The sequence below is a fragment of the Nakamurella sp. PAMC28650 genome, assembly GCF_014303395.1.
In the GTDB taxonomy this organism is placed as follows: Bacteria; Actinomycetota; Actinomycetes; order Mycobacteriales; family Nakamurellaceae; genus Nakamurella.
In genome coordinates, this window is sequence record NZ_CP060298.1 from 1,831,332 (window position 1) to 1,850,962 (window position 19,631).

A 19,631-nucleotide genomic window follows, 5' to 3' on the forward strand; every position below is an offset into this window, starting at 1 on the left:
GCCCACGAGTCCCGCATCGAACTCCCTCCAGTGCCGACCGACCAGTCCGGATTCGAGGTCGCCGCCTGGGCCGAGCCGGTGCTGATCGACACCTACGAGCTCGAGCCCCCTGATCACTTCCCGGTCTTCCTGGACCACCGGGTCTACCAGGGCTCTTCCGGCCGTGTGTATCCCCTTCCGTTCTACGAGCGCATCAGCTCGACGAAGTCCCCAAGGAGTTGGTCGGCGGTTCACCTGGAGAACAAGTGGATCAGGCTGATGGTGCTGCCCGAATTGGGCGGCCGCATCCACATCGGGTTCGACAAGGTGCGGGGCGAGGACTTCTTCTACCGCAACAATGTCATCAAACCGGCCCTGGTCGGCCTGACCGGCCCGTGGATCTCCGGTGGCGTCGAATTCAACTGGCCGCAACATCATCGGCCCGGAACGTACCTGCCGACCGATACTTCGATCGAGCGCGCCGCCGACGGCAGCGTCACCCTCTGGTGCTCCGACCACGAACCGTTCCACCGGATGAAGGGGATGCACGGCATCCGACTGCACCCGGATCGTGCCGTGGTGGAGGTGGTGGTCCGGCTGTACAACCGGACCGAGGACACCCAGACGTTCCTGTGGTGGGCGAACGTCGCAGCCCGGGTGCACGACGACTACCAGTCGTTCTTCCCGGCCGATGTCAACTACGTGGCCGACCACGCGAAGCGGGCGACCACCAGCTTCCCGCAGGTACGCGGCCGCTACTACGGTGTCGACTACCCGGCGAGGGTGGACGCGGAGCATCCGGACGCCGACCGCCTCGACTGGTATCGCAACATCCCGGTGCCGACGTCCTACATGTGCGTCGGCAGCTCGGGTGATTTCTTCGGAGGGTACGACCATCGGTCGCACGTCGGGTTCGTGCACTGGGCCGATCACCACATCTCCCCCGGGAAGAAGCAATGGACCTGGGGCAATGCCCCTTTCGGCTGGGCCTGGGACGCCCAGCTGACGGATGTGGACGGCCCGTACGTCGAGCTCATGGCGGGTGTCTACACCGACAACCAACCCGATTTCTCCTTCCTGACACCAGGGGAGACCAAGTCGTTCAGCCAGTACTGGTACCCCATCCACGACATCGGTCCGGCCCGGGCCGCGACGCTGGATGCTGCTGCCGCACTGGCGACCTCCGGCGTCGCGGGCGGCAAGACCTCTGTCCGAGTGGGTGTTTCGGTGACGAGTGCCCGACCCGCTACGGTGATCAGCGTGCTGGGGCCGGCCGGCAGTCTGTTGCACCGGCGGACGGCCGACCTCGAACCTGGTGTGCCCGCTGACTTCTCGGTCCTCCTGGCCGGTTATTTCGCAGCCTCCGACCTGACGGTGCTGGCGGAGTCGGACGGGCTGGAACTGGTCCGGTTGCGACTCCCTCCTGACGAGGATCCGATGGCTCCGGAGCGGGCCACCGAACCGCCGGCCCCGGCGGCGATCGAGTCGATCGAGGAACTCTTCCTGGCGGGCCTGCATCTGCAGCAGTACCGTCATGCGACCCGGTCACCCGAGCCGTACTGGCGGGAGGCGTTGCGCCGCGACCCGTCCGACAGTCGGACCAATGTGGCCCTGGCCGCCCGACTGCACCGCAGTGGCCGGTACGAGGAGGCCGAACGGCTGCTGCGCACAGCGATTTCCAGGATCACCTCCCTCAACCCGAATCCGCCGTGCGGCGAGGCCCACTACCGACTGGGCATCACCTTGGCTCGTCTCGGACGCATCGAGCAGGCGTACGACGTGCTCGCGAAGGCGGCGTGGAACGCCGCCTGGCGAGCACCCGCGCACCATGCGCTTGCGCGCCTGGACTGCATCCGGGGGCGGTGGGGCTCGGCAGAGGACCACCTGCGGCAGGTGCTGGCCGCTGAATCCGGCCATCTGCAAGCGGCTGATCTGCTGGTCCTCGTGCTGCGTCGGTTGGGCCGTGACGAAGCTGCCGCGGCGGTGCTGGCCGACACCAGAACGCTGGATCCACTGGACTTCTGGGCTCTCGACCTGGCCGGCCAGGCACTGCCGTGCGACGCCCAGACCATGCTGGACGTCGCGCTGGACTACGCCGCGGCCGGCTTCGTCGCCGAAGCGCTCTCGATGCTCGACAGAGCCGAGAGCAGGGTGTCGTCGTCGCCGGCCGGGGCAGGCAACGTCGAACCGTTGATCGGTTATCACCGCGCGCACATCCTGCGGACGGCCGGGCGACTCGCCGAGGCCGACGCGGCCGCGTGGGCGGCATCGACCGCCGTCACCGACCTCTGTCTGCCCGGCCGACCAGCCGACGCCGATGCACTGCGCTCGGCGCTGACGGCACGCCCCGATGACGCCCGCGCGGCCGGGCTACTCGGACATTGGTTGTACGCCCACGACCGCGAGGCCGATGCGATCTCGATGTGGCAGCGGTCCGCGGATCTCGATGCCACCGACCCGGTGATCTGGCGGAACCTGGGGCTGGCGGCGGTCAACGTGCTGGGCGACCTGGACGCGGCGGGGGAGCACTACCGCCGGGCTGTCGCGCTGGCACCGGAGGATCCGCGCCTGTGGTTCGAGGTCGACCAACTCGCCGCACAGCGGGGCACTCCGGTGACCGAACGGGTGGCCGTATTGTCCGCTCGAGGCGAGATCACCGCCCGACGTGATGATCTCACCGCGGTCCTTGCAGAATTGCTGATCCTGACCGACCGGCCGGAAGAGGCGCTGGCCCTCCTGAACGGTCGCGTCTTCCAGCCCTGGGAAGGCGGTGAGGGACGCGTTCTGGCGGTCTGGGAGGCGGCGAACGCCCGCCTGGCCAGGACCGCGATGGCGCAGGATCGTCCGGCTGACGCCGTGCGATGTCTGGAATCGGCGTTGGATCCGCCCCGGAACCTGGGCGAGGCCCGTCACCTCCTGGTCAATTCGGCGGACCTCCATCTGGCCCTCGGGGATGCGCAGGCCGCGGCCGGTTCCGCATCGGCTGTCCGATCGTGGCGTCGGGCAGCAGATGCCGATGGTGATTTCCAGAACATGAGTACCCGGGCCTTCAGCGAGATGACCTACTTCTCCGTGATCGCGTGTCGGCGTCTGGGTCAAGATGCGAAGGCGGCGGCACTGCAGGACGGGTTGGCCGGCTATGTCGATCTGCTGGACGAGACACCGGCCGTGGCCGACTATTTCGCCACCTCGCTGCCGACGATGTTGTTGTTCCACGAGGACCTGCAATTCAGGCAGGTCACGACGGTGCTGTTCCTGCGCGCCCAGCTGTGCGTCCTTCGCGGCGACCCAGAAGGCGCGATCATCCGGCTGAATAAGGTGCAGTCAAGAGACCCAGCGCATCGGCTCGGGATGGAACTGCTGGAGGAGCTGGTCTCGGGCCACTCAGCGGTAGGTGGCCCGGTCACCTCCGATGCCGCGCGATGACGCCGGCGGGGGCGCCGAGCGCCGATCTCGACACCAGCGGCCCGGACCAGGTGTTCTGGCTGTCCAATGGCCGACTGACGCTGGGGATCGTACCGGCGCTCGGCGGGCGCCTGCTGTCCCTGCAGTTCGGCGGGCGGGAGTTGCTCTACCGCAACGCAGAATTGATCGACCACCGACTGCACCGCCGGGACGCATCCCTGCGTCCACCGGTCGACGTCACGATGGCATCCTGGCGCAACTACGGCGGTGACAAGACCTGGCCCGCTCCGCAGGGTTGGTCAGGGCCGGCGCAGTGGCCCGGCCCGCCGGACCCGGTGCTGGACTCCGGGCCCTACGTCCCGACGTTGACCCTGGCCGACGACTCGGTCACGCTCGCTATGACCAGTGCGCCGGATCGCCGGAGCGGACTGCAGATCACCAGGACGGTGAGGCTGCGCGCGGGATCGGTCGAGTACGAGTTGCGGCAGCGGTTCGAGGCCGTCGACCGCCCCGTCAGGTGGGCGATCTGGGATGTACTACAACTGCGGGCCGAGTCTTCCGGCGATCCACGTGACGGCTGGTACGCGACCGTCGTCGACTCACCCGACTCTGCCATCGAATTGTTGTCCGGCAATGGATTTCCCGCTCATTCCATCGCTGACGGGGTGATGGTCGTTCCGTTCCAGGAAATCGTCGGCAAGCTCGGAGTCCCGGGCGCTTCGGGCCGTGTCGCCACCTGGCTCGACGGCGTCGCGGTGACGCAACGGTTCTCGGTCGTCGAGGGGGCCGAGTATCCGGATCGCGGATCGAGGGCCGAGATCTGGTTGGAGTGCCCGCTCCCGCATCCGTTGGCCCATCTCGGCGGGCTCGACCCGCCGGCACGCATCATCGAGAGCGAGGTGTTGGGGCCGCTGATCACACTGATGCCCGGGGAAAGCACGTCGTCGAATGTGGTCGTCGGCGTCACCACCGAGTTCGTCCCGGCGACATGGGCGACGCGCCCCCAGCGACGATCGTGACCCGAGACCACCGATGGGTCAACTTGTCCCGTTCTAGAGGAGAACGCCTTGCTCGCCGGCCAACATGGTGAGGTCGTTGCGCTCGCGCTCGCTCGTCGCGTGGGCGATCGCGTAGTGGATGCTGTTGCGGTATTCCTCACGTCGCTGCCGGCGGGCCTGGGCGGCCCTGCGGAACCTCGTCATCGGTCGAGTCCTGGCCGGGTGCGCTGGCTGATGATGATCAACTCGTCACGCATGGCCGGCGATCCGGCATCTGCGATCATCCGCGCGAGAGCGCGGTCGTTGCGGGCTTCGATGTGACGCTTCTTGAGAGTGCTGATGATGCTGGACATTTCGGTGGATCCCCGCTCTGTTCTCGCGGTGGTGCGCTTGCCCTCTCTGGAACATCTGCGCTCATCCGGCCCACCGGGTCGGGGGGCGGAGATCGTCGTTCTATTTATGCTTCGTTGACAAGACGCACCAGGACGGCAGTTGATACGTCGATCGTCCGGTGATACGCCTCACTCGCCGGGGAATCGACTGCTTCCAGGAGCATGCAAGCTCCCGCTACGATAACGCTGATCATCACCGACGAGCAGCAGGGAAAACATTCAATGGCACAGCAGACCACGGTCACCTATCTCGACGACATCGACGGCAGCAAGGCGGCGGAGACCGTCGCCTTCGGCCTCGACGGAGCGCACTACGAGATCGATCTCAGTGCGAAGAATGCGAAGAACCTCCGCAAGGCCGTGGCGGAGTTCGTCGAACACGCACGCCAGATCAAGACCGCCGGGATTGCCGGAGCCCGCACCACGCGCGGCGCCGGCCGGAAAGCCTCTTCGGCCGAGGCCAAGCCCGAGAAGCGAGCCGGCAAGAGCGAATTGGTGGCCATCCGCGCCTGGGCTGCCGAGAACGGCATCGAGATCGCCGCCCGCGGACGTATCTCGGAAAGTGTGAAGACGCAGTACGCCGAGGCGGTTGCCGCACAGTAGTGCCCCGGTCGTTGCCCTGGCAGTGCCGCCCCGGAAGGGCGTCAGTGGTCGGAGGGTGCCGAGTCCAGTGGGTCGATGAACGTCAGGTGATGATCGCCGTTCGGCTCCGACCGCTTCCGTGTGGAGGCAGCGTCGGTGGCGGAGTGGGTCGGTGAGGCCTGATCGGCGGTGGCGTTGGAAAACAACGGCGAGAAACCGTCTGATGCGGAGTGCTGTGAAGTCACGGTCTGCTTTCTGAGTCGGATGTGCTGGTGCTGGTGAGGCCCTCGGGTGGAAATTCGCCGTCGCAGGGGCGTCGGCGTGGGAAACGCCAGCATTCCCCCCCGCCGAACTGGAGGTTCGAACCGGGTGGACCGGGTGTATCCCTGCGGGGACGCAATAGCCCTGGGTGGTGCGCGACGGCTCCACCTTTCGGACGAGTGTTCCCCATGAGCATGCCACGTCAGGGCGTCGAGGTGCCAGAGCCGTGGGACGACACGGACCAGATCGCCGGACCATCCCGGGCGGAGCAAGCCGCGGCCGCCGATCCGAGTTCGCTCCGCGCCCGGGGACGCCGGCGTTTCGTGCTGCCGGTGGGAAGTCGCGGTGAACTCGGTGTCGCCGTGGTCGGTGACCGGCCCACCGACAAGTTCCGTTGCGGCCCAATGGGTCTGGTGGTGACCTGGCTCGACGAGCCCGACCACTGAGGCGACCGCCCGGGCGGAAGATAAGGCGATCGCCTCATGTGTCCAGGGCGTCTCACGACAACGGTCGTTCCCATGACGATGAACCTGTTCGCAGTCCAGAGCACGATCGAGCACCGCAATCGGGAGTTGGCCGCGATCGATCGGCGGCGCTGGCCGGATGTGGCCCACGCCCAGCGACTGGCCCACCACCGAACGGTCGGCCGGTCTCGACCGGCGGCCGACCCGGCACGGCCCTTGCGCCCGCGGCATCCGGCCGGCCGGTGGCGACTGTGGTGGCACGGGTTCGCCCGGAGCACCCGTGTTGCGCGACGATAGCCGGGTGCCCCGACCCCCCAGCCACGCATTCGTCGGCCGGTCCGCCGAGCTGACGGAGCTGCTCGGGGCGTTCGACGCCGCGGCCACCGAATCGGATCCCAGCTTCACGCTGGTCAGCGGCGACGCCGGCAGTGGCAAGACCAGGTTGCTGCAGGAGCTCCAGAGCCGGGTCGAGGCCGCCGGTGGCCTGGCCCTGGTGGGATCCTGCGTCCAGGTCGGTGATTTCGGGCTGCCCTACCTTCCGATCGTCGACGCCCTACGCACCGTGGAGGCCGATCCGACCGGTGCGAAGGTGCTCAGGGCCGAGTCGGCGCTCCGGCCGGCTCTGGCCCGGCTGCTGCCGCAACTGCTGGACCGGTCCGCTGACGAGCCGGAACCGGGGACCGCGCCGTTGCAGGACGGACTCGGCCAGGGGCAGCTGTTCGAGGCGTTGCATCGCGTGCTGACGATCCTCGGTGCTGCCCGGCCGGTGCTGTTGGTGATCGAGGACGCCCACTGGGCCGACCACAGCACCCGTGACCTGATCGCCTTCCTGGCCAGGACGCTGAGGTCCGGTCGGGTCACCGTCGTGGTCAGCTACCGCACGGACGACCTGCAGCGGCGTCACCCGCTGCGGCCGTTGCTGGCCGAGCTGGCCCGGCTGCCGGAGGTCCGCCGGGTCGCCCTCGCGCCGTTCACCCGCACGGAACTGGCCCAGCTGCTGGACGAACTCACCGGCTCGCCGGTGGACGTCCATCTGGTCGACCGCGTTTTCGCGCGCAGCCAGGGCAACGCCTTCTTCGCCGAGGAGCTGATCAGGGCCGGGCGCAACACCAACGGGGCGGGCCGGCTACCAGATCAACTGACCGACGTGCTGCTCAGCCGGGTGGAGGAGCTGGACTCGGCGGGACGGCAGGCGGTTCGCGCAGCGGCGGTCGCCGGGCGGCGGGTCGGACACGGTCTGCTGTTGGCCGCGGCCGATGCGCCGGAGACCGAAGAGGGCCTGCGTCAGGCGGTCGAGGCGGGTTTGCTCACCACCGACGGCGAGTCCTACAACTTCCGACACGCACTGTTCCAGGAGGCCGTCTACGGCGACCTGCTGCCCGGCGAGCGGGTTCGGCTCCACGCACGGTTCGCCGAGCTGCTGGCTGCCGACACCGATGCAGCCGGCGGTCCCGCCGAGTTGGCCCATCACCTGCTGGCCGGGCACGACCTGCCGGCCGCGCTGGGTGCGCTCATCCGGGCCGCGACGGCGGCCGAGACGATGGCGGCACCGGCAGAGGCGCTGCGACACCTCGAGCAGGCGGTCGCGCTGCTCGACCGGCTCGGTACCGGCGGTGATCGACTCTACCTGCTCCTTCGGGCCAGGTAGGCGGCATCCGCCAGCGGCGACCCGGCGCGAGCGCTCTTCTTCGGCCGTGCCGTCATGACGCTGGTCGACGACCGTCCCGAGGATGTCGAGGCGCGAGCGGGCGCCCGGGAACGGCTGGCCATTCTGCAGTTCGAGGCCGACGTCGACGACGACGAGCCGTCGCGGGTGGCCCTGGAGCTGCTCGACGGCCGCGGACCGAGTCCGCTGTTGGCCAGGGTGCTGGCCACCCGCGGTCGGGTGCTGATCGTCCGCGACCGACCGGCGGGTGTGGATACGCTCGCCGAGGCGACCAGGATCGCCCATCGCACCGGCGCGGACGCGATCGCCGCCGACGCCCTGATCACGCTGAACCTGCTGGGCCGGCGCGGTGTTCTGCCCACGGACGAGGTGCCGTCGTTGGCGCAGGCCCTGGCCGGGACGACCGGTCCGGACGGTGTCAGCGTCCGGCTGCGAGCCCTCCGGTTCCAGGCGGCGCAGCTGATGGAGGACGGCGACCTGATGGGTGCGAGGGCCGCGGCCGACGAGGGTGTCGAGTTGAGCAGTGCAGCCGGCCTGAGTTGGAGTAGCTATGGTCTGGACCTGCGGCTGATGGACGCCTGGATTCTGGAAGCCACCGGGGAGTGGGACGAGGCGCTGGCCAAGAGCCTGGTGGCCGTCTACGCCCCGACCGAACCGGGGCGGGTGCTCGCCACTGCCGCCGTCGGCATCCTGGTCGGCCGCGGTGATCCGGAAGGTGAGTCGCTACTGGCCAGGCTGCGCGGCACCGGCGACGGATATTCCGAGCTGCAGCTCGACCTGCGCGAGATCGACCTGCGGCTGTTGCAGCGTCGGCCGGTCGACGCCCTCGCCGTCGTCGAGCGTTGCCGACGCCGGCTGGACTCGGACGGGTGGGTGACCGAACGGTTGCTGCTGACAACCCGGCACGCGCAGGCATTGGCCGATCTGGCCGAGACCGCCCGTCGCGACGGCACCGATCCGGAAGAGCTGATCGCCCACTCGGCGTCCCTGGTCGACGAGGCCGATGCCCGGTCGGTGACGCCGGCACTGGCCGGTGCCTATGGCCTCAGCTGGCTGCTGCGGCTGCGGGCGGAGTCCGATCGGGCTGCCGGTACCGACACCGCGGATCAATGGGCGGCGGTGCTCGCTGCCGCGCGTCGGGCGGGCCGGGTCCCGGAACAGCTCTACGCCGGCGTACGGGCCGCGCGGATGTTCCTGCAGGCCGGTGACCGGGTCCGGGCCGCAGACCTGCTCCGCACGGCACGGAAGCAGGCCTTGATGCTCGGCGCGTCTCCGGTGCTGTCGACCATCGACGAGATGGTGCGTCGCTCGCGCCTGCGGCCGGGTGCCGACCAGGGAGTGACCGCCTCGGAAAGCCCTCTGACCGCAAGGGAATCGGAGGTGCTCGGGCTGGTGTCGACGGGACTGTCGAACCGACAGGTCGGGAACGCCCTGTTCATCTCCGACAAGACGGCCAGCGTTCACCTGAGCCACATCATGAGCAAACTGGGTGCCACCACCCGCACCGAGGCGGTGTCGATCGCCCGGCAGCGCGGCCTGCTGGTGGATTGACCGGCCATGCTGACGACCGGCGTCCCGTCCGGGGTCCGGAGGGAGTTGCGCGGAGCGCAAGGAGCTGTTCTGGTGCAGCCCCTACGGGCTCGAGGCAACCGCGTCCAGCAGGTCCGCGATGGCCGACCTGGTGAGCGGGTCCGCAGCTGTTTCCCCGAACAGGCGCGCCAGGCGGTCTCGTTCGGGGTCTCCGGGCGGATGCTCGAGCCAACCCGTGCAGGCCCGCTCGTTGATGTGCCCCAGCACGGCGACGAGCATGGTGAAATCCCCGGGCTCTCGGACACGGCCCGGCCCGCCCCAGGCTCGGTAGCTCTGGACGATCGCTGCAGCCCGGTCGGCCCGGCCGCCGGCGAAACTCCAGACCACGAAGGCCAATTCCTGGCTCGCGCCGGCCATCCCGTGATTGTCCCAGTCGATGACGCACATCGAGCCGTCGACAGTTCCGCGTAAATTCTCGGGGAACAGGTCCCGGTGGCAGGTCTGCGGATCGTCGGGGTCGACCATGGTCTGTTCCAAGGCGACGAGTTCCTCGCGCAGCCCGGCCAGATCGTCGGCGAATGGCGCCCGGGCATCGGTCAGCGCCACGATGAGCTCGTCCCACCGTCTGGCGCCCACCGGCCGTCGGTACCACGGGTGCGCTCCCCGGGTCCCCTGAAAAGGGGTGCGATGGAGCGCGCCGAGTGTGGCGCCGACCGCTGCGGCGTCCAGCGTCGGGCCGACCTCCGAGAGGTCGACCCATTCGGAGACGCGTACCTGCGTGCCTGGTAGGTCCAGGAGGACGGCCCCGCTCCGGGTGGTCAGCATAGTTGGCGTCGGCACGCCGGAAGCCCCTGCCGCCGTGGCGAACTCGACGTCTTGCCGGACGTCCGCCTCGACCTGCGGGTGGATCAGCTGCTTGACCGCCCAGGTGCCGCGGCTGGTCGTGAGACGAAAGACGAAGCCCAGCTCGCCGCGCCCCGTTGGCCCGGCGTGAGCCACGACGTCTCCGAGGTCGAAGGCAGCGGCGATGGACACGGCGTGGGCGGTGGTGAGTTCCGGCGGTGACGTCACTGCTTGATGATGACCGATCGGCTCGACCTCACCCAGCAACTCGGGGAACCGGTTCTGGAAGGCTCGCGTTCGGTGAACACTGATCGAGGTTGGTCACCGTCCCACATGGGCTGATGACCAAAATCGACGTGGGGATCGGGACCAATTCCGCTGGAATCAGTGGATGATCCCGGTATGAGCAGTGAACAGAAGGACATCAGCAGTGACCAGGAAAAACCGGTCGACCCCACACCGCCGGCAGAAAGATCCGTCGGCTGGAGCGCGAGTGAGGTGGTCCACGACCACGGTGACCAACCGGCCGTGTCGGCGGGCTGGTCGGGGGATGAGGTGGTCGAGGACCGCGGCGATGGTCAGCCCGATGGACCGGACGAAGACGGCGGCTGGTCGGGCGATGAAGTGGTCAAGGATCAACCTCATCCGATCGCCGGAAAGTCCGGGTGGTCAGGTGGGGAAGTGGTCGGTGAAAGACACGCGGTCGACGATCCGGACTGAGGTCACGTGTGCGGGTCATCGATCTCGGCCACATGATTTGCTGCTCGATGCATCGAGTGGTGACCCAACTCGGGCGAATCGGACTCAGATGACCCAAAAGTCACCGCTCGATCTGAGCGGCGCTGGCTGCTCATGATGCGCCCAATGCGTTGAGTGCAGCCCGAATGGGACCGAAAACTTCCAGGGCTCGGGCGATTTCCAACCCCTGGCTGGGCTACGAGATGTCGGGCCTTTCTACCGCTGCTCGACTGCGGTCCCGGACGGGTGGTAATCGACTTTCGAACCCAAGATGGGCCAGGACCAGGATGGCCAGGCAGATCACCAGTGTCCGGCCCCCGACATCGGTGCCGAGCACGCCCAGTAGCAGCGGAGCTGCCACTCCGGTCGTGAAGCGAGAAATCGCCCTCTCCAGATCAGAACTACGGCTCACGACCCCGGTGACCACCCCCAGACTGAAATAGGTCGCGATCGCCCCGCACAGCAGCCAGCGGCCTTTGTCGGACAGCGGGTCGGAACCGTGGTCGATCATCGAAGAGAGCGAGACAGCAACCGTGGCGACCACTGCTGTGACCAGCGCATGGAGGCCGAGGGCAGCCCGGGTCGGGATTCGGCCCGCGCGAAGGTGCGGTAGACCGGCATGGCCGAAGACGACGGAGAGCCCGAACATACCCGCCAGCAACACGAACGAGGCAATTCCGGTGGCCAGCAACCCGAGGCTGTACGGGGCGTCAGCTGCACTGCTGACGATCTTCACGACCGATTCGCCGAGCACGATGATCACGAATGGTCCAAGTCGCTCGGAAAGGAACGCCGGGCCCACTGGACAGGATCCAGATCAGTAGCAGGTCCAATCCGACGCCCAGCGCCCAGAGTGCAAGTTTCCAGGGCTCCCCGACCCACATCGACACCAGCCATGGCAACAGTCCGCCTGAGTACTGAACCACCGGGAAATCGAGCAGCACCTGACCTCGGCGCCAGGATTGCGACCCGTAGATGCGGGTGGCGATGTACGCGATCGTGAACACGGTCGATGGACGGTCGCCCCCGCTGCCGCCGAGCATCGTGTCGGCTATGCCGGGCACCGATGCCGCCATGACTCCCATACCGAACATTCCGACCAGGAGTCGCAGCACGCGGGTCTGGTCGGCTGCGACGTTGCTGTAGAGCATGAACGTCGTCCATGTCAGCCAGAAGGCCAGGAACAGCAGCGCATAGAGGCCCAGTGCAGCAGCGTCCAGTTCGACCTCGAGGACGTGAGCCAGGGCTGCCACTCCCGCGACCAGGTCGAAGAAGAGCTCTGCCCAACTTGCCTGTCTCTCGGTGCGGGCATCCTCGGATTCGCCGACGGCGTTCGGGTGACTCACGTGCGCCGCGATCCTGCTGTCGCTCCGAGCTCCTGACGCCGTTGCCGACGGACCACCACGGGCCCAGGTAGCGGCATCTTCGGTCGCCAGTGGAGCTCGTGATGACCGCAGGTCCGCCGCCGAAGATCTTGCTCCACCACCGACCGAGGTTTTGAGAGTCACTCGGCCGATGACGTTCTCGAGCAGCGCATGAGCGCCCTCACAGCGGTTGACATAGCTGGATAATACCCCTAACTTCAAGTTAAGACCATTAACCCGTGCCAGGAGGACGCAATGACCGAGCATCTGAATATCAACGGCAACACCATCGCCTACGACCTGACCGGTGACGGACCACTCGTGGTCCTCGCCAACGGCATCGGTGACAGCCGGCATTCGTACCGCTTCATCGCCCCGGCCCTGGCCGCCGCCGGTTACCGTGTCGCCAGCGTCGACATCCGCGGCTGCGGTGACTCCAGTCTCGGCTGGAACGGCTACAGCCGCACCGATATCGCCGGGGATCTGGTGGCAGTCGTGCGTCACCTCGGCGGACCGGCCGGGATCATCGGTCAGTCCATCAGTGGCGGCGCCGCGACCATTGCGGCTGCTACCGCACCGGACCTCATCGTCGGCCTGGTCGAGCTGGCACCGTTCACGCGAGCGGTGTCGTACTCGATCGGCGCGTTGTTGGGGGTGAAGCGTTACCGGCGCGGCACGATGGACCTGGGACGAGCCATGCTCTTGGGGAGCCTGCCGAGTTGGAAGAAGTACCTCGACCTGGCCTACCCGACGAAACCAGTGGACTGGCAGGCTGAATCAGCCCGGATCGACGCCAAGATGACCGAACCCGGCCGGATGAAGGCGCTGCAGGCGATGTGTAGATCCAAGCCGACCGACGCCGCCGCGCAGCTCAAGAACGTCCGCTGTCCCGTCTTGATCGTCGAGGGCACCCTGGACCCCGACTGGGCCGATCCACGCGCTGAGGGCCAAAAAATCATCGCCGACCTTCCGGACGGTCTTGGTGAGCTGGTCGTCCTGGAAGGTGTCGGGCACTACCCGCATGCCCAGGCGCCCGAGCAGGTGCTCGCCGTGGTCCTGCCCTTCCTGGCCAGGGCGCTTCCACATGCCTAGGGCCGGGCTCGGGCCGGCTTCGGTCACCGAGGCCGGCGCCGCCCTGGCCGACGAGGTCGGCTACGAACAGCTCAGCATGGGTCTGCTCGCCGATCGGCTCGGGGTCAAAACCCCCGCGCTCTACAAGCACGTCGACAACCAGGCTGACCTCTTCCACCGCATCGCCGTGCTGGCCGGGACCGAACTCGGCGACGTGCTGCGCGACGCAACCCAGGGGAGGGCCGGCACCGACGCACTCACGGCCGGCACACAGGCAATGCGTACTTACGTCAAGGACCACCCCGGCCGATACGCGTCCGGGAACGCTGCCCAGTTCACCGGAGACGACGATCCGCTCATCGCGGTGACCAACCGGGTGGTCGCATCCTGGGCAGCCATGCTGCGCGGATACGAGATCGAATCCCGCCAGGAAATCCACGCTCTCCGGATGCTGCGGAGCATGCTGCACGGATTCGCGACACTGGAAGCGGGCGGCGGATTCCGCTACGACACCGACGTCGATGAAAGCTTCACCTGGATGATCAACTTCATCGACAAGGGCCTGCAGAGCCTGCACACCGCCGGCTCCGGCCCCGGTTCGCTCGCAGTCGACGGCATCGAGCCGACGCTGCACTAGCTTGCATTCGCCCCCTTTTACCGATTTGACGAAATCAGCTATTCGGTGCGGCGGTGCATCCGGTCTCAGTCGAGTAGCTTTGCCAACAGCCGTTGCAGCTCTGACTGCTCCTCGAGGTCGAGGCGCACAAGCCATTCGTCGAACTTTGCGGACAGGATCCTGACCGCTTCCGCAAGGGTCTTGATGCCGGTCGGGGTCACCGCCAAACGGTGCCGGCGGAGGTCGCCGGGGTCGATCTCTCGTCGGACGAAACCCTTGGCCTCCAGGTTCTTCAAGTAGACGGTCACGCTCGGCTTGGGAAGGACCAGTCTGACTGCCAGCTCGGCCGGATAGCGGCAGTCGTCGACCTCGCCGAGAACGAGGAACTCTTTGGCCTCCAGCCCAAGAGCTTCGATGTCGGGCGCGCAGTCGTTCATGACGCGTGTGAGGACCTGCTGGTTGAGCGACCAGATCCGCGCGGCGTTCGATGTGCGCATACGACCCTTTCGATCGAAGTGGTACAGTTTCGTACTAGTGGGAAGTTGTACTGACGTAGTTCTGTACTGCATGCTGACTGGAACAGTCTAGCCGACCACCCCACTCCGTTCGGAAGGATCGACATGCCCGCCTCCTCAACCCGTGACGTCACGTTCGCCAACGACACCTTCAACCTCGCCGGGCAATTGCACCTGCCCGAGGGCTTCGACGAGAACTCAAAATATCCCGCCATCGTCATCTCGACCCCTGGCAGCAGCGTCAAGGAGCAGATCGGTGCCAACTACGGTCGAGGCCTCGCAGACCGAGGGTATCTCGCGCTCGCCCTCGATCCAGGCTTCCAGGGCCAGAGCGGAGGCCAGCCGCGTGATCTCGAGAACCCGGCCGCGCGGATCGACGACATCCGCTTCGCCGTCGACTACCTCACCACCCTCGACTACGTCGACAACGACAGGATCGGGGCCCTTGGCATCTGCGCCGGTGGCGGCTACGCGGTCAGCGCTACCTTGACCGAACACCGCATCAAGGCCCTCGGAACCGTCGTACCGGTGAACGTCGGCCGAGCGTTCCGCCAAGGCGATACCTCTTCGAAGCGTGCGGCGGTGGCCATGATCGAAGCCGTCGGTGACAGGCGCACCGCTGCTGCGGGCGGCCTGAAGATCGACCGCAACATGTGGATCCCCGACACCGAGGAGCAAGCCGCAGCGTTCGGCATCACCGACGTGGATACGCTGGAAGCGGTCCGCTATTACCGCACCCCGCGGGGCTACAGCGAGAACTCCACCAACCGCCGCTACTTCACCAGCGACGCCATGATGCTGGGCTACGACGCCTTCAACCTGGTCGAGGAACTCCTCACCCAGCCTCTCCAGGTCATCGTCGGGGGTCGCATCGGTACCACGTTCTCCTACGCTGACGGTCTGGCCCTCTGGGAGAAGGCCCCCAACGCCAAGAACTTCCACGTCGTCCAGGGCGCCGGTCACTACGAGATGTACGACGAGCCGAAGTACGTCGACGAAGCAGTCGACACCCTCGACACCTTCTACCAGGAGTTCCTGACCGCCCAAAGCAACTGATCCCAAGTAGACCGGGTTCGCCTTGACTCGCCGACGAGGCCCAGTCCGTTGTGAGATAGCGGGTGCAAGGCTGATGCCACCACAAGTGCGGCGCTCCGGGCGTGCGACACCGTCCGCCGTGAGCTGGCGTACCTGCCGTCGGGCCTGCGGCCGACGATCCCGCACGTGTCGGTACACCTCCACCGCTGCAACGGTTCCGGGCGAGTCTGGCGCAAGTTTGCCGGCCTACATGTCTGTGCCGCGACTTCGGTGGGGATGTCAGTGAACGAGGCTGGCTCGGCGGTAGCGATGCTGGGCACGGTACTGCTTGGCGTGTAGAGCTTCGTTATCTGCCAAGTATTACCTGCGTCGGCGCCATGCGATCTGAGCGCGTCCGCAACCACCGCCAGCACCGCGTCACATGACGGAAGACCCGCGACATGTCATGGCTGATCGCAAGGGCCTGGAGACGCGCCAGAGGCCGGAGCTTCCTCACGCGGCGACGGAATCCGATCTCGATCGAGCACCCACGACGCCCAGCCGGCCGGTGGCCGTCCAGTCCGAACCTGGCAGCCGCGGGGCCAACGAACCGTCGGTGCCTCAGGTGCTGGCGCCGCGGGGGTGAAGTGCTCGGGGTTGTCCCCATGCCTCGAGTTGTCCACATTTCCGAAGTGTTCGTGGACAGTCGGTCCCAGTGTTGGCACGCTCCTTCCACCGGCAGACGTCGGTGCACGAGAGGGGAGTGGCTGTGGTGCGAAGACTTCGGCGCTGGTTCGCCGAGCAGTTGTGGGAGCGTCGGCGGGTGAGCCTGGACCGTCCCGACAACGGCCCGTGTGTGCTGGCTGCCGTTCCTGCCGAAGATGCAGTGGAAACTGTTGCCGACGAGGGGATGTCGACCGTCGAGTACGCGGTGGGCACCGTCGTCGCGGCGGCGTTCGCAGCAGTGCTCTACAAGATCGTGACCGGTGACTCGGTGGTTGCCGGGCTCACGAGCCTCGTCAATTCGGCGATGCACACGTCGCTGTGACGACCATCCGCTCCCGGCACGGACACGGAACGCGACTCGGCCGTGTGGGCGACAGAGGCAGCGTCACCGTGGAGGCGGCGCTTGTGCTCGCAGTCCTGACGGTCGTCGTGGCTGCGTGTCTGGCCGGGATCGGGTGCGTCATCGCGCAGATGCGATGTGTGGACGCGGCGCGGGAGGCGGCTCGGCTGTCCGGGAGGGGCGACAGCGCGGCCGCCGCGGCGGCAGTCGCGCAGATCGCACCGCAGGGCGCGGTGCTGACGGTGCAATTCGACGGTGACATGGTCACTGCAACAGTGCATGTCGGGGCAGTGAGTGGTCTGTTGCCCGGAGTGTCGGTGGGTGCCACTGCGACTGCGGTCAAGGAACAGGGGGTGACTGATGGCTGAGTGCGACAACAAGCGGAGCGAGGAATCAGAGAGGGAGGAGGCCGGTGTGTCCACCATTTTCGCATGCCTGTGCGTGGCGCTGTTTCTCGTGGTCACCGGAATCGGAATGCGGCTCGGCGGCGTCATGCTGGCCAGGGAGCAGGCCGAGACCGCGGCGGATCTCGGCGCCCTGGCCGGCGCGGCCCACATACTTGTGGGATCTGACCAGGCCTGCCGGCGCGCGCGGGTCGTCGTGGAGGCCAACCGGGCCACACTGGTGTCCTGCACGGCGCAGGGACTGGATGTTCTGCTGGAGGTGCGAACCTCGTCCTGGGGCGGTGCGGCGCACGCCCACGCCCGGGCCGGCCCCGTCTCGGCCGGTTGAACGATAGGCCACGGCAGCGTCAGGCCGTCAGGGCAGCCGTTGCGGGTGTCATAGCGGCAAGGACCAGGTCGAGCACCACGACGGCTCCGGCCTTGTCCAGGGGTTGGTTCCCGTTGCCGCACTTGGGTGATTGAACGCAGGACGGACATCCGGACGAACAGGGGCAGCTGCTCACCGCGTCCCGGACGGCCTGCAGCCATGGACCGATCACCGCGTGGCCGCGGTCGGCGAAGCCCGCTCCGCCGGGGTAGCCGTCGTAGACGATGACGGTCGGTTCGCCGGTGTCCGGATGCAGATTGGTGGACAGTCCGCCGATGTCCCACCGATCACAGCCGGCGAACAGTGGCAGCAGACCGATCGCGGCGTGTTCGGCGGCGTGCAGCGCACCGGGAATGTTCCGGTCGAGAATACCTGCACCAGAAAGGATCTCGTTGCTGATGGTGTACCAGACCGCCCGGGTGTCGAGTACGTGCTCCGGCATGTCCAGCGGAATCATGTCGATCATCTCGCCGCCGTGGCGACGGCGCAGGTAGCCGACCACCTGTTCCGTCACCCGCACCCGCCCCAGTCCGACGGCGATGCCGCTCGGACGCATCCCCGGCCCGACCACGGGATACCCCTGGCGTGCATCGGTCTCGGTGATCTCGACGGTGGAGACCGACCTGGCCATCGTCGACCACTCCGGACGATCTGGCTGCACCAGCGCAACCCCGGCCTCCAGATCCAGATCGAGCACCACGTAGGTCTGGCCACGGTGCAGGTGGACGGCACCTGGATGCACCGAGGCCGGAGCGCGGGCCTCGTCGACCGTCCCGAGCAACCGGCCGGTATCGGCTTCGACGATGGCGATCTGGCCGCCGCCGGAGCCGCGCAGATCGACCGTGTGGCCGGGGTGGCGGGTGTCGTGGTGAAACCATCCCGCCGGCCGCACCCGCAGCACCCTTTGCAGCACGAGGTCGTCGATCACCGATTGGGCACGGTCTCCGAACAACGCGAGATCATCGGTGGTCAGCCGGTTCTCGGCGGCAGCGCAGGCCAGGTGCGGGCCCAGGATGTAGGGGTTGCCCGGATCGATCACGGCTGCCTCGACCGGCTTGCCGAAGACCGCCTCCGGATGGTGGACCAGGTACGAGTCCAGCGGATCCTCACGGGCGACGAAGACGACCAGGGCGCGCTGGTTCCCGCGCCCGGCCCGCCCGGCCTGCTGCCAGACCGAGGCCAGCGTGCCGGGGTACCCGGCCAGCAGGGCTGCATCAAGACCGGCGATGTCGACGCCGAGTTCCAGTGCGTTGGTGGTGGCTACTCCCCTCAGAGCGCCTGAGCCAAGCGCTTTCTCGAGCTCCCGGCGTTCCTCCGGAAGGTATCCGCCGCGGTAGGCGGCGACGGTGTCGACCAGATCGGGATCGGTGTCGGCCAGCCGCCGACGGGTGGTCATCGCCGTCTGCTCGGCGCCGTGCCTGGACCGGACGAAGGTGAGCGTGCGCGCGCCGGCAGACACCAGGTCGGCCATCATCCGTGCGGCCTCGTTCGGGGCGGAACGCCTGACGGGCGCGCCGTTCTCGCCTTCGACGTCGACCATCACCGGCGGCTCCCAGAGCACGAAGTCAGCCCCGGATCTCGGCGCGGTGTCCCTGGACACGGCGATCACTTCCGAGCCGATCAGCCGTTGGGCCGCCGCTGCCGGGTCGGCCACCGTGGCCGACGCCAGGATGAACACCGGATCCGACCCGTACATGCGGGCCAGCCGGCGCAGCCGCCGGATCACCAGTGCGACATGGGATCCGAACACGCCGCGGTAGAAATGACATTCGTCGATCACCACGAACTCCAGGCGGCGCAGGACGCGGGCCCAACGGGCGTGGGACGGCAGGATGCCGCGGTGCAGCATGTCCGGGTTGGTCAGGATCCATCTCGCGTGCCCCCGCACCCAGTCCCGCTCGTCGAGGGGGGTGTCACCGTCGAACAGTGCCGGCCGGATCCCCGGCAGCGAAAGCGAGTGGAGCGAGGCCATCTGGTCGACGGCGAGCGCTTTGGTCGGAGCCAGGTAGATCGCACAGGCCGCGGGATCGGCCAGCAGGGCAGCGAGCACGGGCAGTTGGTACCCGAGCGACTTTCCGGACGCGGTACCGGTGGACAGGATGACGTGTCGTCCGGCGTTGGCCAGGTCCGCCGTCTCGGCCTGATGAAGCCACGGGGCCTCGACCCCTCTGTTCCGCAGTGCCACCACCACTGCCTCCGGCACCCACCGTGGCCAAGGAGCAGTCGTTCCGGCCTGCCGGGGCAGGCGTTCGACGTGGGTGACGGCCGACGGGTCCCCACCCCTGCGCAGCACAGCGAGCAGATCGTCGCTGCGGCGGTCGGGGCGGGTCACCGCATCATTGTCGCGCCCCGGTCC

General features: G+C 67.6%; 19 protein-coding genes and 1 pseudogene. 14 read left to right on the forward strand and 6 right to left on the reverse strand.

The window, feature by feature from the left end:
* Positions 1-30: 30 nt before the first annotated feature.
* Positions 31-3,405 (forward strand): DUF5107 domain-containing protein, encoded by a 3,375-nt coding sequence (locus H7F38_RS08315; RefSeq protein WP_222618540.1) that lies wholly within the window; start codon positions 31-33, stop codon positions 3,403-3,405.
* Complete coding sequence (locus tag H7F38_RS08320) at positions 3,402-4,403, forward strand: DUF4380 domain-containing protein (RefSeq protein ID WP_187093672.1); 1,002 nt, start codon at positions 3,402-3,404, stop codon at positions 4,401-4,403. Before H7F38_RS08315 ends, H7F38_RS08320 begins: the two co-directional genes overlap by 4 nt.
* Positions 4,404-4,436: 33 nt before the next feature.
* On the opposite strand, the gene H7F38_RS08325 is transcribed toward H7F38_RS08320, so the two are convergent.
* Together H7F38_RS08325 and H7F38_RS08330 are read right to left on the reverse strand one after the other, a co-directional pair.
* A complete protein-coding gene (locus H7F38_RS08325) occupies positions 4,437-4,586 on the reverse strand; it encodes a hypothetical protein (RefSeq protein ID WP_187093673.1) in 150 nt (49 codons plus the stop codon).
* A complete protein-coding gene (locus tag H7F38_RS08330; RefSeq protein ID WP_187093674.1) occupies positions 4,583-4,735 on the reverse strand; it encodes a hypothetical protein in 153 nt (50 codons plus the stop codon). Before H7F38_RS08330 ends, H7F38_RS08325 begins: the two co-directional genes overlap by 4 nt.
* Before the next feature lie 261 nt (positions 4,736-4,996).
* Between H7F38_RS08330 and H7F38_RS08335 the strand changes: the two genes are divergently transcribed.
* The 5 genes from H7F38_RS08335 to H7F38_RS08355 all read left to right on the forward strand — a co-directional run bounded on the left by H7F38_RS08335 (position 4,997) and on the right by H7F38_RS08355 (position 9,298).
* A complete protein-coding gene (locus tag H7F38_RS08335) occupies positions 4,997-5,377 on the forward strand; it encodes an Lsr2 family protein (RefSeq protein WP_187093675.1) in 381 nt (126 codons plus the stop codon).
* 428 nt (positions 5,378-5,805) lie between these two features.
* A complete protein-coding gene (locus H7F38_RS08340) occupies positions 5,806-6,063 on the forward strand; it encodes a hypothetical protein (RefSeq protein ID WP_187093676.1) in 258 nt (85 codons plus the stop codon).
* 72 nt (positions 6,064-6,135) lie between these two features.
* Positions 6,136-6,378: a hypothetical protein gene (locus tag H7F38_RS08345; RefSeq protein ID WP_187093677.1), complete on the forward strand. Its 243-nt coding sequence runs from the start codon at positions 6,136-6,138 to the stop codon at positions 6,376-6,378.
* 4 nt (positions 6,379-6,382) lie between these two features.
* Positions 6,383-7,729, forward strand: a complete 1,347-nt coding sequence (locus tag H7F38_RS08350; RefSeq protein WP_187093678.1) for an AAA family ATPase — start codon at positions 6,383-6,385, stop codon at positions 7,727-7,729.
* Positions 7,730-7,783: 54 nt separating this feature from the next.
* Positions 7,784-9,298: a LuxR C-terminal-related transcriptional regulator gene (locus H7F38_RS08355; RefSeq protein ID WP_187093679.1), complete on the forward strand. Its 1,515-nt coding sequence runs from the start codon at positions 7,784-7,786 to the stop codon at positions 9,296-9,298.
* Between the two features lie 81 nt (positions 9,299-9,379).
* On the opposite strand, the gene H7F38_RS08360 is transcribed toward H7F38_RS08355, so the two are convergent.
* Positions 9,380-10,348, reverse strand: a complete 969-nt coding sequence (locus H7F38_RS08360) for a phosphotransferase enzyme family protein (protein WP_187093680.1) — start codon at positions 10,346-10,348, stop codon at positions 9,380-9,382.
* Between the two features lie 174 nt (positions 10,349-10,522).
* Between H7F38_RS08360 and H7F38_RS08365 the strand changes: the two genes are divergently transcribed.
* Positions 10,523-10,840, forward strand: coding sequence for a hypothetical protein (locus tag H7F38_RS08365; protein ID WP_187093681.1), 318 nt, complete (start codon positions 10,523-10,525; stop codon positions 10,838-10,840).
* Between the two features lie 214 nt (positions 10,841-11,054).
* Here the strand turns inward: H7F38_RS08365 and H7F38_RS25935 are convergent.
* Positions 11,055-12,579, reverse strand: a pseudogene (locus tag H7F38_RS25935) (low temperature requirement protein A).
* Here H7F38_RS25935 and H7F38_RS08375 point away from each other — a divergent pair.
* Positions 12,478-13,314, forward strand: coding sequence for an alpha/beta fold hydrolase (locus tag H7F38_RS08375; protein WP_187093682.1), 837 nt, complete (start codon positions 12,478-12,480; stop codon positions 13,312-13,314). The pseudogene H7F38_RS25935 and the gene H7F38_RS08375 overlap by 102 nt on opposite strands.
* Positions 13,307-13,930, forward strand: coding sequence for a TetR/AcrR family transcriptional regulator (locus H7F38_RS08380; RefSeq protein ID WP_187093683.1), 624 nt, complete (start codon positions 13,307-13,309; stop codon positions 13,928-13,930). Before H7F38_RS08375 ends, H7F38_RS08380 begins: the two co-directional genes overlap by 8 nt.
* A gap of 65 nt (positions 13,931-13,995) precedes the next feature.
* On the opposite strand, the gene H7F38_RS08385 is transcribed toward H7F38_RS08380, so the two are convergent.
* Entirely contained in the window at positions 13,996-14,406 is a 411-nt protein-coding gene (locus H7F38_RS08385; protein WP_187093684.1) for a MarR family winged helix-turn-helix transcriptional regulator, read from the reverse strand.
* 123 nt (positions 14,407-14,529) lie between these two features.
* Here H7F38_RS08385 and H7F38_RS08390 point away from each other — a divergent pair, with 123 nt between their 5' ends.
* The 4 genes from H7F38_RS08390 (at position 14,530) to H7F38_RS08405 (ending at position 17,236) form a co-directional block, all read left to right on the forward strand.
* A complete protein-coding gene (locus tag H7F38_RS08390) occupies positions 14,530-15,480 on the forward strand; it encodes an alpha/beta hydrolase (RefSeq protein WP_187093685.1) in 951 nt (316 codons plus the stop codon).
* A 673-nt stretch (positions 15,481-16,153) separates the two neighbouring features.
* On the forward strand, positions 16,154-16,486 hold the full coding sequence (locus tag H7F38_RS25525) for a DUF4244 domain-containing protein (RefSeq protein WP_222618543.1): 333 nt from the start codon (positions 16,154-16,156) through the stop codon (positions 16,484-16,486).
* Entirely contained in the window at positions 16,483-16,872 is a 390-nt protein-coding gene (locus H7F38_RS08400; protein WP_255498291.1) for a TadE family type IV pilus minor pilin, read from the forward strand. Before H7F38_RS25525 ends, H7F38_RS08400 begins: the two co-directional genes overlap by 4 nt.
* Positions 16,873-16,918: 46 nt before the next feature.
* Complete coding sequence (locus tag H7F38_RS08405; protein WP_222618544.1) at positions 16,919-17,236, forward strand: Rv3654c family TadE-like protein; 318 nt, start codon at positions 16,919-16,921, stop codon at positions 17,234-17,236.
* Between the two features lie 19 nt (positions 17,237-17,255).
* On the opposite strand, the gene H7F38_RS08410 is transcribed toward H7F38_RS08405, so the two are convergent.
* The gene (locus tag H7F38_RS08410) at positions 17,256-19,607 is read right to left on the reverse strand and encodes a DEAD/DEAH box helicase (protein ID WP_255498292.1); all 2,352 of its coding nucleotides are present in this window, start codon (positions 19,605-19,607) and stop codon (positions 17,256-17,258) included.
* Positions 19,608-19,631 lie beyond the last annotated feature (24 nt).